At 64.7% G+C, this 16,344-nt stretch carries 13 protein-coding genes and 1 tRNA gene; all 14 read right to left on the bottom strand.

The genetic code is table 11. The annotated features are described in order from the left end of the window. The coding region (locus JR064_RS23190; protein ID WP_042615313.1) for a GTP-binding protein at positions 1–83 on the bottom strand (83 nt) is incomplete at its 3' end. A 90-nt stretch (positions 84–173) separates the two neighbouring features. Continuing rightward, on the bottom strand, positions 174–2,264 hold the full coding sequence (gene fusA / locus JR064_RS22495; protein ID WP_179571227.1) for an elongation factor G: 2,091 nt from the start codon (positions 2,262–2,264) through the stop codon (positions 174–176). Positions 2,265–2,404: 140 nt separating this feature from the next. Continuing rightward, positions 2,405–2,872, bottom strand: a complete 468-nt coding sequence (gene rpsG, locus JR064_RS22490; RefSeq protein ID WP_179571228.1) for a 30S ribosomal protein S7 — start codon at positions 2,870–2,872, stop codon at positions 2,405–2,407. Between the two features lie 14 nt (positions 2,873–2,886). Further along, positions 2,887–3,261: a 30S ribosomal protein S12 gene (gene rpsL, locus JR064_RS22485; RefSeq protein ID WP_003469157.1), complete on the bottom strand. Its 375-nt coding sequence runs from the start codon at positions 3,259–3,261 to the stop codon at positions 2,887–2,889. Positions 3,262–3,483: 222 nt separating this feature from the next. After that, on the bottom strand, positions 3,484–7,701 hold the full coding sequence (gene rpoC, locus JR064_RS22480; RefSeq protein ID WP_179571229.1) for a DNA-directed RNA polymerase subunit beta': 4,218 nt from the start codon (positions 7,699–7,701) through the stop codon (positions 3,484–3,486). A gap of 89 nt (positions 7,702–7,790) precedes the next feature. Further along, the gene (rpoB, locus tag JR064_RS22475) at positions 7,791–11,942 is read right to left on the bottom strand and encodes a DNA-directed RNA polymerase subunit beta (protein ID WP_191827028.1); all 4,152 of its coding nucleotides are present in this window, start codon (positions 11,940–11,942) and stop codon (positions 7,791–7,793) included. Between the two features lie 294 nt (positions 11,943–12,236). Further along, positions 12,237–12,608 carry a 50S ribosomal protein L7/L12 gene (gene rplL, locus JR064_RS22470; RefSeq protein ID WP_003469142.1) on the bottom strand — a complete coding sequence of 124 codons (372 nt, stop codon included), beginning with the start codon at positions 12,606–12,608 and terminating at the stop codon, positions 12,237–12,239. 64 nt (positions 12,609–12,672) lie between these two features. Beyond that, positions 12,673–13,212: a 50S ribosomal protein L10 gene (gene rplJ / locus JR064_RS22465; protein WP_064537966.1), complete on the bottom strand. Its 540-nt coding sequence runs from the start codon at positions 13,210–13,212 to the stop codon at positions 12,673–12,675. Positions 13,213–13,697: 485 nt separating this feature from the next. After that, complete coding sequence (gene rplA / locus JR064_RS22460; RefSeq protein ID WP_179571231.1) at positions 13,698–14,396, bottom strand: 50S ribosomal protein L1; 699 nt, start codon at positions 14,394–14,396, stop codon at positions 13,698–13,700. Between the two features lie 3 nt (positions 14,397–14,399). Continuing rightward, a complete protein-coding gene (gene rplK / locus JR064_RS22455; RefSeq protein ID WP_145699993.1) occupies positions 14,400–14,828 on the bottom strand; it encodes a 50S ribosomal protein L11 in 429 nt (142 codons plus the stop codon). Positions 14,829–15,029: 201 nt separating this feature from the next. Next, positions 15,030–15,587: a transcription termination/antitermination protein NusG gene (gene nusG, locus JR064_RS22450; RefSeq protein ID WP_179571232.1), complete on the bottom strand. Its 558-nt coding sequence runs from the start codon at positions 15,585–15,587 to the stop codon at positions 15,030–15,032. A gap of 13 nt (positions 15,588–15,600) precedes the next feature. Next, on the bottom strand, positions 15,601–16,014 hold the full coding sequence (gene secE, locus JR064_RS22445; protein WP_179571233.1) for a preprotein translocase subunit SecE: 414 nt from the start codon (positions 16,012–16,014) through the stop codon (positions 15,601–15,603). A gap of 50 nt (positions 16,015–16,064) precedes the next feature. After that, positions 16,065–16,140 (bottom strand) — tRNA-Trp (locus JR064_RS22440). A 134-nt stretch (positions 16,141–16,274) separates the two neighbouring features. Beyond that, positions 16,275–16,344 (bottom strand): EF-Tu C-terminal domain-related protein (locus JR064_RS22435; protein WP_078536286.1); only part of this gene is annotated, 70 nt, incomplete at its 5' end.

Here is a 16,344-nt window from a genome sequence, read left to right as displayed (position 1 = left end):
AGCGTGGTCTTGCCGTGGTCGACGTGACCGATGGTGCCGACGTTGACGTGCGGCTTGGTGCGCTCGAACTTACCCTTTGCCATGATGTATTTACCTTGTAATTCGTAATGGGGGACAAGGGAGCGGGATGCGGGACTGGCTATGCCCGCATCCCGAATCCCGTCTCACTGATGTCAGCTTTTCTTGATGACCGATTCGGCGATGTTGGCCGGCGCTTCGGCGTAATGGTCGAATTCCATCGAGAACGTGGCGCGACCCTGCGACATGGAGCGCAGCGTGGTGGCGTAGCCGAACATTTCGCCCAGCGGCACCATCGCGTTGATCACCTTGCCGGACGGACTGTCGTCCTGGCCCTGCAGGATGCCGCGACGACGGCTGACGTCGCCCATCACGTCGCCCAGATAGTCTTCCGGGGTCACCACTTCGACCTTCATGATCGGCTCCAGCAGGACCGGGCTGGCCTTGTTGAAGCCTTCCTTGAAGCCCATCGAGCCGGCGATCTTGAACGCCATTTCCGAGGAGTCGACGTCATGGTACGAGCCGTCGATCAGGCGCACCTTGATGTCCACGATCGGGTAGCCGGCCATCACGCCGTTGGCCACCGCTTCCTGGATGCCCTTGTCCACCGCCGGGATGTATTCCTTCGGCACCACGCCGCCGACGATCGCGTTCTCGAAGGTGTAGCCCAGGCCACGCTCCTGCGGCTCGATCTCGAGCACGACATGACCGTACTGACCCTTACCGCCGGACTGGCGCACGAACTTGCCTTCCTGCTTGACCGCCTTGCGGATGGTCTCGCGGTAGGCCACCTGCGGCTTGCCGACGTTGGCTTCGACGTTGAACTCGCGCTTCATGCGGTCGACCATGATTTCCAGGTGCAACTCGCCCATGCCGCGGATGATGGTCTGGCCGGATTCTTCGTCGGTGTTGACGCGGAACGAGGGATCTTCCTGGGCCAGACGGCTCAGCGCGATACCCATCTTTTCCTGGTCCGACTTGGTCTTCGGCTCCACCGCCATCGAGATCACCGGCTCCGGGAACACCATGCGCTCCAGGATGATGATGTGGTCCTGCGCGCACAGCGTGTCGCCGGTGGTGACGTCCTTCAGGCCCACCGCCGCGGCGATGTCGCCCGCGCGCACTTCCTTGATCTCTTCGCGATTGTTGGAGTGCATCTGCAGGATGCGGCCCACGCGCTCCTTCTTCGACTTGACCGGGTTGTACACCTGGTCGCCGGAGTTCAGCGTGCCGGAGTAGACGCGGAAGAAGGTCAGCGAGCCCACGAACGGATCGGTCATGATCTTGAACGCCAGCGCCGAGAACGGCGCGGTGTCGGTGGCCGGACGGCTGTCTTCCTTGTCGTCCTCGTCGATGCCCTTGACCGGCGGACGGTCGCTGGGCGACGGCAGCAGCTGGATCACGCCGTCGAGCATCGCCTGCACGCCCTTGTTCTTGAACGCGGTGCCGCAGTACACCGGCACCACTTCCACCTTCAGGGTGCGCTCGCGCAGGCCACTGACGATTTCCTCTTCGGACAACTCGCCCTCGTTGAGGTACTTGTCCATCAGCTCTTCGTTGGCTTCGGCCGCGGCCTCGACCATGAACGCGCGCGCCTCGACGGCCTTGTCGGCCAGGTTGGCGGGGATCTCGCGGTACTCGAACACGGTGCCCTGCGAAGCGGTATCCCAATGGACCGCCTTCATCTTGAGCAGGTCGACCACGCCCTCGAAGCCGTCCTCGGCGCCGATCGGCACCTGCATCGGCACCGGGTAGGCACCCAGGCGCGACTTCAGCTGCTCGACCACCTTGTCGAAGTTGGCGCCGGTACGGTCCATCTTGTTGACGAAGGCAAGACGCGGCACCGCGTACTTGTTGGCCTGGCGCCACACGGTCTCGGACTGCGGCTGCACGCCGCCGACCGCGCACAGCACGAACACCGCGCCGTCGAGCACGCGCAGCGAACGCTCGACTTCGATGGTGAAGTCGACGTGCCCGGGGGTGTCGATGATGTTGAAGCGGTGCTGCGGCAGCGACTTGTCCATGCCGCTCCAGAACGCGGTGGTCGCGGCGGAGGTGATGGTGATGCCACGCTCCTGCTCCTGCTCCATCCAGTCCATCGTCGCGGCACCGTCATGCACCTCGCCGATCTTGTGGCTGACGCCGGTGTAGAACAGGATGCGTTCGGAGGTGGTGGTCTTGCCGGCATCGATGTGGGCCATGATGCCGAAGTTGCGGTAACGCTCGATGGGAGTGTTGCGGGCCACAGGGAGCCTCTCAGAATTCTTGGATTGCGGATGGCCGAACGCCGCCTTGCGGCGGCCTTCGGATTTGTGCAGCGCTCAGCGGCGCCGCTAGCAGCACATATAGATTGTGCTGACGGGCCCTGTTTCCAAGGCCCGGAAGGTCACCAGCGGTAATGCGCGAACGCCTTGTTCGCTTCCGCCATGCGGTGGGTTTCTTCACGCTTCTTGATGGCGCCACCACGGTTTTCCGAGGCGTCGACCAGCTCGGCCGCGAGCTTGCGCGGCATCGAGTTCTCGCCGCGCTTGCGCGCCGAGTCGATCAGCCAGCGCATGGCCAGCGCCATGCGACGGGAGGAACGCACCTCGACCGGCACCTGGTACGTGGCACCGCCGACGCGACGCGACTTGACTTCGACCGCCGGAGCGACGTTGTCCAGTGCCTTCTGCACCAGCTCGACCGCGTTCGGGCTTTTCTCGCCGATGACGTCCATTGCGCCATAGACGATCTTTTCGGCGACCGACTTCTTGCCGCTCAGCATCACCATGTTGATGAACCGGGCGATGGTTTCGCTGCCGTGCTTGGGATCCGGCAGGACGGTGCGCTGCGGAGTAGAACCTTTACGAGACATTTGTGTGCTTTCCCTTAGCTCTTCGGACGCTTGGCGCCGTACTTGGAACGACCCTGGCGACGCTTGGCGACGCCGGCGGCATCGAGCGAACCGCGCACGGTGTGGTAGCGCACGCCCGGCAGATCCTTGACGCGACCGCCGCGGATCAGGACCACGGAGTGCTCCTGCAGGTTGTGGCCTTCGCCGCCGATGTAGCTGATGACCTCTTCCTGGTTCGTCAGGCGCACCTTGGCGACCTTACGCAGGGCCGAGTTCGGCTTCTTCGGGGTGGTGGTGTACACGCGCGTGCAGACGCCACGGCGCTGCGGGCACTTGTCAAGCGCCGGGGAGGCGCTCTTGTAGGTGGTCGCCTGCCGCGGCTTGCGGACCAGCTGGTTGATCGTCGCCATCAGTGGATTCTTCTGATTGAGGCCGTGGGGCCTGGATGCGTGAAAACGAAGGCAGGCCGAAGGACGGCCTGCCGAGACAGGAAAGTATAGCGGGCAAGTAAAAGCTCCGTCAACTCAACGGAAACTTAACTTGCTGGTCCCTCCCGGACCGGAACACGGGGCGCATCCGCTGCGCCCCCTTTCGCTTGGTACGACCGGCCCCGCGCACGGGGCCGATCGGGCTCACTCTTCGCTGCTGGCAGCCGCCGGTGCGGGCGTTTCGACCGCCGGCTCGGCGTTGCCGCCGGACAGGGTCTGCATCTCCGACTCGGTCAGGCCGCTGGAGTTGCGACGGCGCAGGCTGTGGTAGGCCAGGCCGGTGCCGGCCGGGATCAGGCGGCCGACGATCACGTTTTCCTTCAGGCCGCGCAGCGTATCGCTGGTGCCGCGGACCGCCGCCTCGGTGAGGACGCGGGTGGTTTCCTGGAACGAGGCCGCCGAGATGAACGACTCGGTGGCCAGCGAGGCCTTGGTGATGCCCAGCAGCACCGGGTCGTACTTGGCCGGCAGTTCGTTGCGGGTGGCCAGGCGGGCATTTTCCTCGATGACGCGCTGGCGCTCGGCCTGCTCGCCGTTGAGGAACTTGCTGTTGCCCTGGTCGGTGATCTCGACCTTGCGCAGCATCTGCCGGGTGATGACCTCGATGTGCTTGTCGTTGATCTTCACGCCCTGCAGCCGGTACACGTCCTGGATTTCCTTGACCAGGTAGGCGGCCAACGGCTCCACGCCGAGCAGGCGCAGGATGTCCTGCGGGCTCGGCTCGCCGTCGACCACGGTCTCGCCCTTGGCCACGTGCTCGCCTTCGAACACGATGATCTGGCGGTACTTCGGGATCAGCTCTTCGTGTTCCGAACCATCGGTGTCCTTGATGATCAGGCGCTGCTTGCCCTTGGTGTCCTTGCCGAAGCTGATGATGCCCGAGCGCTCGGCCAGGATCGCGGGATCCTTCGGCTTGCGCGCTTCGAACAGATCGGCCACGCGCGGCAGACCACCGGTGATGTCGCGGGTCTTCGACGCTTCCTGCGGGATCTTGGCGACCACGTCGCCCACGCCCACCGCCGCACCGTCCTGCAGGTTGACGATCGAGCGCGGCGGCAGCAGGTACTGCGCCGGCAGATCGGTGCCCGGGATGGTCAGGTCGTTGCCCTTGCCGTCGACGATGCGCACGATCGGGCGCAGGTCCTTGGCCTGGGTGCCGCGACGCTTCGGATCGGTGATCTCGCGCGAGGCCAGGCCGGTCAGGTCGTCGGTCTTCTCGATGACGGTGACGCCGTCGATGAAGTCGATGAAGCGGATGAAACCGGCCACTTCCGACACGATCGGGTGGTTATGCGGATCCCAGTTGGCGACCGACTGGCCGGCCTTGACCGCGTCGCCGTCCTTCGCGGTGATCGTGGCGCCGTAGGCCAGCTTGTAGCGCTCGCGCTCGCGGCCGTGGCCGTCGAGCACGGACAGTTCGCCCGAACGCGACACCGCCACCAGCGAACCGTTGGCGTGCTCGACCGACTTGAGGTTGTTGAACTTGATCGAACCGGTGGTCTTGACCGTGATGTTGTCCACCGCCGCCGCACGCGAGGCCGCGCCGCCGATGTGGAAGGTACGCATGGTCAGCTGGGTACCCGGCTCGCCGATCGACTGCGCGGCGATGACGCCGACCGCTTCGCCGATGTTGACCAGGTGACCGCGCGCCAGGTCGCGGCCGTAGCAGCGGGCGCACACGCCGAACGAGGATTCGCAGGTGATCGTGGAACGCACCTTCAGCGTCTGCACGCCGGCCTCTTCCAGCTTGGCCACCCACTGCTCGTCGAGCAGCGTGTTGCGGGTGACGATCGGATCCTCGTCGTTGCCCGGCAGGAACACATCCTCGGCCACCACGCGGCCGAGCACGCGATCCTTCAACGGCTCGACCACGTCGCCGCCTTCCACGATCGGGGTCATGGTCAGGCCGTCGCTGGTGCCGCAATCCGGCTCGGTGATGACCACGTCCTGCGCCACGTCGACCAGACGCCGGGTCAGGTAACCCGAGTTGGCGGTCTTCAGCGCGGTATCGGCCAGACCCTTACGCGCGCCGTGGGTGGAGTTGAAGTACTCCTGCACGTTCAGGCCTTCGCGGAAGTTGGCCTTGATCGGGGTCTCGATGATCGAGCCGTCCGGACGCGCCATCAGGCCGCGCATACCGGCCAGCTGACGGATCTGCGCCTGGCTACCACGCGCGCCGGAGTCGGCCATGATGTACAGGGAGTTCATCGACTTCTGGTCGATGATCTCGCCCTTGGCATTGGTGACCTTCTCGGTACCGATGGTGTCCATCATCGCCTTGGCGATGCGCTCGTTGGTGCGCGACCAGATGTCCACGACCTTGTTGTAGCGCTCGCCGGCGGTGACCAGACCGGACTGGTACTGCTCCTGGATTTCCAGCACTTCCTGCTCGGCTTCGCCGAGGATGCCCTTCTTCTCCGACGGGATCAGCATGTCGTCGATGCCGATCGACACGCCGGCGCGGGTCGCGTAGGCGAAGCCGGTGTACATCAGCTTGTCGGCGAACACGACGCTGTCCTTCAGGCCCAGCTGGCGGTAGCTGGAGTTGATCAGGCGGCTGATGTTCTTCTTGGTCAGCTCGGTGTTGGCCAGCGCGAACGGCAGGCCTTCCGGCAGGATTTCGGCCAGCAGCGCGCGCCCGATCGTGGTGTCCACGATCGAGGTCTTCTTGCTGCGGTTGCCGTCCTCGTCGATCACCGTCTCGGTGATGCGGACCTTGACCTTGGCGTGCAGTTCGACCACGCGGTTGTCGTAGGCGCGCTTCACTTCGGCGATGTTGGCGAACACCATGCCCTCGCCCTTCTTGTTCTCCAGGGCGCGGCTCATGTAGTACAGGCCCAGCACCACGTCCTGCGACGGCACGATGATCGGCTCGCCGTTGGCCGGCGACAGGATGTTGTTGGTGGACATCATCAGCGCGCGCGCTTCCAGCTGCGCTTCCAGCGACAGCGGCACGTGCACGGCCATCTGGTCGCCGTCGAAGTCGGCGTTGAACGCGGTACACACCAGCGGATGCAGCTGGATCGCCTTGCCTTCGATCAGCACCGGCTCGAACGCCTGGATGCCCAGACGGTGCAGGGTCGGCGCACGGTTCAGCAGCACCGGATGCTCGCGGATGACCTCTTCCAGGATGTCCCAGACTTCGGCTTCTTCGCGCTCGACCAGCTTCTTGGCGGCCTTGATGGTGGTGGCCAGGCCGCGACGCTGCAGCTTGGCGAACACGAACGGCTTGAACAGCTCCAGCGCCATCTTCTTCGGCAGGCCGCACTCGTGCAGGCGCAGGGTCGGGCCGACCACGATGACCGAACGGCCGGAGTAGTCGACGCGCTTGCCGAGCAGGTTCTGGCGGAACCGGCCCTGCTTGCCCTTGATCATGTCGGCCAGCGACTTCAGCGGGCGCTTGTTGGTGCCGGTGATGGCACGGCCGCGGCGGCCGTTGTCCAGCAGCGCATCCACCGATTCCTGCAGCATGCGCTTTTCGTTGCGCACGATGATGTCCGGCGCGTTGAGCTCGAGCAGGCGGCGCAGGCGGTTGTTGCGGTTGATGACGCGGCGGTACAGGTCGTTCAGGTCGGAGGTCGCGAAGCGGCCGCCGTCCAGCGGCACCAGCGGACGCAGATCCGGCGGCAGCACCGGCAGCACGGTCATCACCATCCACTCCGGACGGTTGCCCGACTCGAGGAAGGCTTCGACCAGCTTGATGCGCTTGGTCAGACGCTTGAGCTTGGTTTCCGAACCGGTGCCGGCGATCTCTTCGCGCAGGCGGGTCATTTCCGACTGCAGGTCGATCGTGCGCAGCAGCTCGTACACCGCCTCGGCGCCCATCGCGGCGTCGAAGTCGTCGCCGTGCTCCTGGCGCGCGGTCAGGAACTGCTCTTCGGTCAGCAGCTGGCGGCGCTCCAGGGCGGTCAGGCCCGGCTCGGTCACCACGTAGGCTTCGAAGTACAGCACGCGCTCGATGTCGCGCAGGGTCATGTCCAGCATCAGGCCGATGCGCGACGGCAGCGACTTCAGGAACCAGATGTGCGCGACCGGCGAGGCCAGGTCGATGTGGCCCATGCGCTCGCGGCGCACCTTGGCCAGGGTCACTTCGGTGCCGCACTTCTCGCAGACCACGCCACGGTGCTTCATGCGCTTGTACTTGCCGCACAGGCACTCGTAGTCCTTGATCGGGCCGAAGATGGCGGCGCAGAACAGGCCGTCGCGCTCGGGCTTGAAGGTACGGTAGTTGATCGTTTCCGGCTTCTTCACTTCGCCGAAGGACCACGAGCGGATCAGGTCCGGCGAGGCCAGCGCGATCTTGATCGCGTCGAAGTCCAGCGTCTGGCGCTGCTGGTTGAAGAGGTTGAGCAGGTCTTTCATGGTGTTTCTCCGAAAGGAGGAATACGTGTCGATGGGCTGTCAGAGCGCTGCGGCGGCGCGGATGTCGTTGGGCATCCGCGCCTGCGCGATCAGTCTTCCAGTTCCATGTTGATGGCCAGCGAGCGGATTTCCTTCACCAGGACGTTGAAGGATTCCGGCATGCCCGCGACCATCTCGTGCTCGCCGTCGACGATGTTCTTGTACATCTGGTTGCGGCCCTGCACGTCGTCGGACTTCACCGTCAGCATTTCCTGCAGGGTGTAGGCCGCGCCGTAGGCTTCCAGCGCCCAGACTTCCATTTCGCCGAAGCGCTGGCCGCCGAACTGCGCCTTGCCGCCCAGCGGCTGCTGGGTGACGAGCGAGTACGGACCGGTGGAGCGCGCGTGCATCTTGTCGTCGACCAGGTGGTTCAGCTTCAGCATGTGCATGTAGCCGACCGTGGTGTGGCGATCGAACGCCTCGCCGGTGCGGCCGTCGTACAGCTGGGTCTGGCCACTGATCGGCAGGTCGGCGAGTTCGAGCATGTGCTTGATCTCCGCTTCGGTGGCGCCGTCGAACACCGGGGTGGCCATCGGCACGCCGTCGGTCAGGTTCTTCGACAGGGCCAGCAGCTCGGCGTCGCTGAACTGATCCAGGTCCACGCGGTCCTCGCCCAGCTTCTGGTCGTGGTTGTAGATCTGGGTCAGGAACTTGCGCAGGTCGGCGACCTTGGCCTGGGCCTCGAGCATGTTCTGGATCTTGCGACCCAGGCCCTTGGCGGCCCAGCCCAGATGCACTTCCAGCACCTGGCCGATGTTCATGCGCGACGGCACGCCGAGCGGGTTCAGCACGATGTCCACGGTCTCGCCGTTGGCCATGTACGGCATGTCCTCGATCGGCTGGATCATCGACACGACACCCTTGTTGCCGTGGCGACCGGCCATCTTGTCGCCGGGCTGGATGCGGCGCTTCACCGCCAGGAACACCTTGACCATCTTCAGCACGCCCGGGGCGAGGTCGTCGCCAGCGGTGATCTTGCCGCGCTTGTCGGCGAAGCGACGCTCGAATTCCTTCTCGTGCGCCTGGATCTGCTTCTGCGCGCGCTCGATCGCGTCCGACGGCTCCTCGTCCTTCATCCGCAGCGCGAACCAGTCGGACTTCTTCAGCCCGTCCAGGTACGCGTCGGTGACGGTGTCGCCCTTCTTCAGGTTCGGGCCGCCGTTGGCGACCTTGCCGATCAGCTGGGTGCGCAGACGCGCATAGATCGCGCTTTCCAGGATGCGGAACTGGTCGTCGAAGTCCTTCTTGACCCGCTTGATCTCGTTTTCCTCGATCTGGCGGGCGCGCTTGTCCTTCTCGATGCCGTCGCGGGTGAACACCTGCACGTCGATGACGGTGCCGTCCATGCCCGGCGGCACGCGCAGCGAGCTGTCCTTCACGTCCGAGGCCTTCTCGCCGAAGATCGCGCGCAGCAGCTTCTCTTCCGGGGTCAGCTGGCTCTCGCCCTTCGGCGTGACCTTGCCGACCATGATGTCGCCGGCGCGCACTTCGGCGCCGATGTACACCACGCCCGACTCGTCCAGGCGGTTCAGCGCCTGCTCGGACACGTTCGGGATATCGGCGGAGATTTCCTCCGGCCCCAGCTTGGTGTCGCGCGCCACGCAGGTCAGCTCTTCGATGTGGATCGTGGTGTAGCGATCCTCTTCCACCACGCGCTCGGAGAGCAGGATGGAGTCTTCGAAGTTGTAGCCGTTCCACGGCATGAACGCGATCAGCATGTTCTGGCCCAGGGCCAGCTCGCCGATGTCGGTCGAGGGGCCGTCGGCCAGCACGTCGCCGCGCGCGATCACGTCGCCCACATTGACCAGCGGGCGCTGGTTGATGCAGGTGTTCTGGTTGGAACGCGTGTACTTGATCAGGTTGTAGATGTCGACGCCGGCATCGGTGCCGCCGCCGATCTCTTCCTCGTTGACCTTGACCACGATGCGGCCGGCATCGATCTGCTCGATCACGCCGCCACGGCGGGCGTTCACGGTCACGCCCGAGTCGCGCGCCACGGCGCGCTCGATGCCGGTACCGACCAGCGGCTTCTGCGCACGCAGCGTCGGCACGGCCTGGCGCTGCATGTTCGCGCCCATCAGTGCGCGGTTGGCGTCATCGTGCTCCAGGAACGGCACCAGCGCCGCCGCGATGGACACGGTCTGCATCGGCGACACGTCCATGAAGTGCACTTCGGCCGGCGGCTTCAGCAGCGACTCGCCCTGGTAGCGGCACGGCACGAACTGCTCGGTCAGGCGGCTCTTGGAATCGTGCAGCGCGTTGGCCTGCGCGATCACGTACTCGTTCTCCTCGATCGCCGACAGGTACTCGACGTCGTCGGTGATCTGGCCGTCCACGACCTTCCGGTACGGCGTCTCCAGGAAGCCGTACTGGTTGGTGCGGGCATACACCGCCAGCGAGTTGATCAGGCCGATGTTCGGGCCTTCCGGCGTCTCGATGGTGCAGACGCGGCCGTAATGGGTCGGATGCACGTCGCGCACTTCGAAGCCGGCGCGCTCGCGGGTCAGGCCGCCCGGGCCCAGCGCGGAAACGCGGCGCTTGTGCGTCACTTCCGACAGCGGGTTGTTCTGGTCCATGAACTGCGACAGCTGCGAGGAGCCGAAGAACTCCTTGATCGCGGCGGCCACCGGCTTGGCGTTGATCAGCTCCTGCGGGGTCAGGCCTTCGGACTCGGCCATCGACAGGCGCTCCTTGACCGCGCGCTCGACGCGGACCAGGCCGACGCGGAACACGTTCTCGGCCATTTCGCCGACCGAACGCACGCGACGGTTGCCCAGGTGATCGATGTCGTCGACCACGCCGCGGCCGTTGCGGATCTCGGTCAGGACCTTGATCACTTCCAGGATGTCGGAGCTGTCGGCATGCTCGGCGACCAGGCGCTTGGACTCTTCGTCGTTGCGCTCGCCGAAGTACTTCTTGTCGTACAGCACCGACTCGCCGGTGACTTCCTTGCGGCCGACACGGCGGTTGAACTTCATGCGGCCGACCGTGGACAGGTCGTAGCGCTCGAAGGTGAAGAACAGGTTGTGGAACAGGTTCTGCGCGGCGTCCTTGGTCGGCGGCTCGCCGGGACGCATCATGCGGTAGATCTCGACCAGCGCTTCCAGCTGGGTCTTGGTCGGATCGATGCGCAGGGTGTTGGACAGGTACGGACCACGATCCAGATCGTTGACCCACAGCGTGCCCACGGCATCGACGCCGGCCTTGCGGAACGCGGTCAGCTGATCTTCGCTGATCTCGTCGTTGGCGCTGGCCAGCAGTTCGCCGGTGGAGGCATCGACCACGTCGTGCGACAGGATGCGGCCGACCAGGTACTCGTCGGGCACGGCCAGCGCGGCGACGCCGGCGGCTTCGAGCTGCTTGACGTGGCGCGCGGTGATGCGCTTGCCGGCCTCGACGATGACCTTGTCGCCATCGGCCAGGTCGAAGTTCAGCGTCTCGCCGCGCAGGCGCTCGGGCACCAGCTCCAGCTGCACGCCTTCCTTGGGGTCGATGTGGAAGGTGTTGATCTCGAAGAACTCGGCCAGCATCTCTTCGTTCGAGTAGCCGAGCGCGCGCAGCAGGATCGACACCGGCAGCTTGCGGCGGCGGTCGATACGGGTGAACAGCGCGTCCTTCGGGTCGAACTCGAAGTCCAGCCAGGAACCGCGGTACGGGATGATGCGGGCGCTGTACAGCAGCTTGCCCGAGCTGTGGGTCTTGCCGCGGTCGTGGTCGAAGAACACGCCCGGCGAACGGTGCAGCTGCGAGACGATGACGCGCTCGGTACCGTTGACGATGAAGGTGCCGTTGTCGGTCATCAGCGGGATCTCGCCGAGGTAGACCTCCTGCTCCTTCACGTACTTGATGGCCTTGGTCGAGGACTCGCGGTCGTAGATCACCAGGCGCACGGTCACGCGCAGCGGGGCGCCGTAGCTCATGCCGCGCTGGCGGCATTCACGCTCGTCGAACACCGGGTCGCCCAGCTTGTAGCCGACGTACTCCAGGGCCGCGTTGCCGCTGTAGCTGGAGATCGGGAACACCGATTTCAGGGCCGCGTGCAGGCCGTGGTCCGAACGCTTGTTCGGATCGGTGTTTTCCTGCAGGAATTCGCGGTAGGAATCCACCTGGATCGCCAGCAGGAACGGCACTTCGAGGATCGAGCGCTGCTTGCCGAAATCCTTGCGGATACGCTTCTTTTCGGTGAACGAATAAGACGTCATGAGGTATCACCTTGGCTGTGCGGGCCGCGCGTCCGCGACCCTGAGTGAACATAAATTGTCAGTTGGAAGTCGCTGGTATTGCCGGCACCAGCACGCCTTCTCTTGCTACTTCCAACTACCAACTCGGTAAGGCCGAGATTGGGGATGACGGGATTCGGGATGGGCCACTCGCCCGCCACCGAATCTCCAATGCCGAATCTCTAATCCCGGCTTTGCAACAACGGCCAAAGGCCGGGGACTCGCGTCCCCAGCCTTCGATGCATCACCTGACACGCTGGCGATGCAAGATGCCGATTACTTGATTTCGACGGTCGCGCCGGCGGCCTCGAGATCCTTCTTGAACTTCTCGGAATCTTCCTTCGACACGGCTTCCTTGACGGTCTGCGGAGCACCTTCGACGAGGTCCTTCGCTTCCTTCAGGCCCAGGCCGGTGATGGCGCGGACGGCCTTAATGACTTCGACCTTCTTCTCGCCGACAGCCTTCAGGATGACGTTGAACTCGGTCTGCTCTTCGACCGGGGCGGCAGCAGCGGCCGGGCCGGCAGCGGCGACCGGGGCGGCGGCGGAAACGCCAAACTTCTCTTCGATGGCCTTGACCAGCTCCATCACTTCCATGAGGGTCTTTTCGGCGATTGCGTCGACGATCTGTTCGTTAGACAGGGACATTGTGATTACCTTTGGAATTTTTTTCTGGATGAGGTTCTAGTGAACCGTTTCAGGTGTCGCGAACTTAAGCCGTTTCGGCCGGGGCTTCTTCCGCTGCGGCGGGGGCTTCTTCGCCACCACCGAGCTTGTCGCCCACTGCCTTGACCGCGCGTGCAAACATGCTCGCCGGCTCGGCGAGGACGCGTGCCAGCATGGCCAGCGCCTGCTCGCGGGTCGGCAGCGATGCCAACACCTCGAGGTGAGCGGCCGGATACAGCTGGCCACCCATCGACACGACCTTGGTCTGCAGCTTGTCGTTACCCTTGGCGAATTCCTTGATCAGACGACCGGCAGCGCCGGGTTCTTCCGTCGAGAACGCATACAGCAGCGGACCGACCAGCGCGTCCTGGACGCACTCGTATTCGGTACCGGCAACGGCACGCGCGGCCAGGGTGTTCTTGACAACACGCAAGTACACACCGGTTTCGCGCGCCTTCTTGCGCATCGCGGTCAGCTGGGCGACCGTGATGCCGGCGTACTCGGCAGCAACCAAGGAGTGAGCCTTCGCGGCAACGTCTGCCAGTTCGGCGACGACTTCTTGCTTCTGGGACAGATTGAGAGCCATTGCACTCCTCCGTTAAAGCTGGGCTCCAGGCCGATGGTTCGAGAGTCGCAGGAGCCGTGATGCGCTCTTGCCAATCTCCAATCCCGAATCCCGAATCCCTGCTTCAAACATACTCCGCTTGCGGCTCCTGCCGCTTGCGGTCCTGGGCGGCCTCCATCCTGGATGCCGGGGACGCCGAATGGCATCCCAGTTGGTGGCCGTTCCAGACCTGGAGTGAGCGCGCTCGGGAAATCCCGAACTGGCCTGAACCAGAAAAACTCCAGAAAGGCGGCACCATCTACGCCGGCGCGTCCCCGAGGGGACTGGATTAAGCGATCCCGCTGTACCGACGGCGACTCCTTGCCATATCGAGCTTCCGTGCCCGTCGTCGGTATGCGCCGACCGCGCCTGCGGTCTTTGACGGCTTCGCTCCGGGTTGCCCCTCGGCGACGCCTTCAAAAGGGTGGAACCGGCGGCGCGCCTCGCGGAGCGCCGCCGTCTCGCGATTACTTCAGGGACAGCGAAGCCTGATCGACGGTGACGCCCGGACCCATGGTCGAGCTCACCGAGATCTTCTGCAGGTAGGTGCCCTTGGACGTGGCCGGCTTGGCCTTGACCAGGTCCATCAACAGCGCCTGCAGATTGTTCTTCAGCGCATCGTCTTCGAAGCTGGCCTTGCCGATGGTGCAGTGGATGATGCCGGCCTTGTCGGTGCGGTAGCGCACCTGACCCGACTTGGCGTTCTTCACCGCTTCGGCCGGATTGGCCGACACGGTGCCGACCTTCGGGTTCGGCATCAGGCCGCGCGGGCCCAGCAGCGTGCCCAACTTGCCGACGACACGCATCGCGTCCGGGGTGGCGATGACCACGTCGTAGTTCAGGTCGCCGGCCTGCATCTTCTCGGCCAGGTCGTCCATGCCGACGGCTTCGGCGCCAGCGGCCAGGGCTTCGTCAGCCTTGGCGCCGGCCGGGGCGAACACCGCCACGCGCACGCTCTTGCCGGTACCGGCCGGCAGCACGGTGGAACCGCGCACCTGCTGGTCGGACTTCTTGGCATCCACGCCCAGGCGCACGGCCACGTCGACGGCTTCGACGAACTTGGCCTTGCTGGTGGACTTGATGATCTTCAGCGCTTCGTCGATCGAATACGCCTTGCCCGGCTGCACGGCAGCACGGATTGCTTTCTGTCGCTTGGTCTGTGCCATCGCTTAACCCTCCACCGTCAGGCCCATGCTGCGGGCGGAACCCGCAATCGTACGCACCGCCGCTTCCAGCTCGGCTGCAGTCAGGTCGGCTTCCTTCGCCTTGGCGATCTCTTCGAGCTGCTTGCGGGTGACCTTGCCCACCTTTTCGGTGTTCGGGCGCTTGGAACCGGAGGTGACGCCTGCAGCCTTCTTCAACAGCACGCTCGCAGGGGTGCTCTTGGTGATGAAGGTGAAGGTACGGTCCGAATAGGCCGTGATGATGACCGGAGTGGGCAGGCCCGGCTCCAGCTTCTGCGTTGCGGCATTGAACGCCTTGCAGAATTCCATGATGTTCAGGCCGCGCTGACCCAGCGCAGGACCGACCGGCGGCGAGGGATTGGCCTGACCGGCCTTCACCTGCAGCTTGATGTAACCGACTACTTTCTTTGCCATTTCAGTGGTCTCCGGGTGCTAGCGCCCAACTTGCAGGCTCCCCATCGCGACGGGAAAATCACGTGTCCCGCCATCACGTTTGAAGTGCGCAGAAAGCCGCCTTGCGGCGGCTTCCGGTCCTGCCAGGCGGCGAGCCTGGACAGCGAGCCGCGCAGTATAGCAGAGATTTTGGCGTCCGGCGCAGCTGCGCCGGCGCGGGGCTCAGGCCTTCTCGACCTGGCCGAATTCCAGCTCCACCGGGGTGGACCGGCCGAAGATCAGCACCGCGACGCGCAGGCGGCTCTTCTCGTAATTGACTTCCTCGACCACGCCGTTGAAGTCGTTGAACGGACCATCGGTGACGCGGACCATCTGGCCCGGCTCGAACAGCACCTTCGGACGCGGCTTCTCCACGCCATCCTGAACGCGCTGCAGGATCGCATCGGCTTCTTCGTCGCGGATCGGCAGCGGACGATCGGCGGTGCCGCCGATGAACCCCATCACCTTCGGGGTTTCCTTCACCAGGTGCCAGCTTTCGTTGTCGATGCGCGGGATGCCGGCCTCTTCGTGGGTCTCGATCTGCACCAGCACGTAGCCCGGGAAGAACTTGCGCTCGGAACGGCGCTTCTGGCCGGAGCGCATTTCGATCACTTCCTCGGTCGGCACCAGCACGTCACCGAAGCGCTCCTGCATCTCGTCACGCACAATGCGGTCGCGCAGCGCTTGGGCCACGGACTTCTCGAAGCCTGAATAGGCGTGAACGACATACCAACGCTTCACTGCTGCACTCTCCTCAACGACTCACGAACCACTGCATCAGCTTCTGGATCAGGAAATCGAACCCGCCCAGCAGCAGACTCAGAATGATCACCACCACGATCACGACCCAGGTGGTGCGGATCGCTTCCTGACGGGTCGGCCAGACCACCTTGCGCAGCTCGAACCGGGACTCGGAGACGAACTCGCGGGACTCGCGCCCCTTGGCGGTCAGCAGGAACACCGCGGCGGCCGCGACCAGGCCGACGATGACCGCCAGGCCACGCAGCGGCCCGGACCAGCTACCCAGCTGCGTCGCACGACTCGGCTCGCCGAACCAGAACCAGACAAACAGGCCCGCAACCACCAGCAAGGCAGCGATGACGTACTTGACGATATCGCCACCGGAGGAAGCGGCGGTGCCTTTGGAATGCTCGATCTTGCTGTTCATCCGACTCTTGCGGCTATGCGACCAAGGTCACTGGATAGGGTGCGGCAGATTGGCACGCCAGGAGGGACTCGAACCCCCAACCTGCGGTTTTGGAGACCGCTGCTCTGCCAATTGAGCTACTGGCGTGTAGTAAGAACGACTGCACTTCCCTTAGACGGCGAAGGCGGACCGAAGGTTCCGGCCCGCCCTTCGCTGAACCCGACGGCCGAAGCCGCCTGCACATCGTCAAACTGCGGCGACCGAAGTCGCCGCAGCGGGCATTACTTGATGATCTTGGCCACCACGCCGGCGCCGACGGTACGGCCGCCTTCGCGGATCGCGAAACGCAGG

This window comes from Xanthomonas bonasiae (assembly GCF_017163705.1).
Taxonomy (GTDB): domain Bacteria; phylum Pseudomonadota; class Gammaproteobacteria; order Xanthomonadales; family Xanthomonadaceae; genus Xanthomonas_A; species Xanthomonas_A bonasiae.
Note: the sequence above shows the minus strand (reverse complement) of the source record. Positions and strands in the feature narration are given on the sequence as shown.

Excerpts from the sequence above, each read along its gene's own strand:
- rplK (WP_145699993.1), bottom strand. The coding sequence starts at position 14,828 with ATGGCAAAGAAAGTAGTCGGTTACATCAAGCTGCAGGTGAAGGCCGGT.
- rplL (WP_003469142.1), bottom strand. The coding sequence starts at position 12,608 with ATGTCCCTGTCTAACGAACAGATCGTCGACGCAATCGCCGAAAAGACC.
- rpsL (WP_003469157.1), bottom strand. The coding sequence starts at position 3,261 with ATGGCGACGATCAACCAGCTGGTCCGCAAGCCGCGGCAGGCGACCACC.
- rplJ (WP_064537966.1), bottom strand. The coding sequence starts at position 13,212 with ATGGCTCTCAATCTGTCCCAGAAGCAAGAAGTCGTCGCCGAACTGGCA.
- rplA (WP_179571231.1), bottom strand. The coding sequence starts at position 14,396 with ATGGCACAGACCAAGCGACAGAAAGCAATCCGTGCTGCCGTGCAGCCG.
- secE (WP_179571233.1), bottom strand. The coding sequence starts at position 16,014 with ATGAACAGCAAGATCGAGCATTCCAAAGGCACCGCCGCTTCCTCCGGT.
- rpoB (WP_191827028.1), bottom strand. The coding sequence starts at position 11,942 with ATGACGTCTTATTCGTTCACCGAAAAGAAGCGTATCCGCAAGGATTTC.
- rpoC (WP_179571229.1), bottom strand. The coding sequence starts at position 7,701 with ATGAAAGACCTGCTCAACCTCTTCAACCAGCAGCGCCAGACGCTGGAC.
- rpsG (WP_179571228.1), bottom strand. The coding sequence starts at position 2,872 with ATGTCTCGTAAAGGTTCTACTCCGCAGCGCACCGTCCTGCCGGATCCC.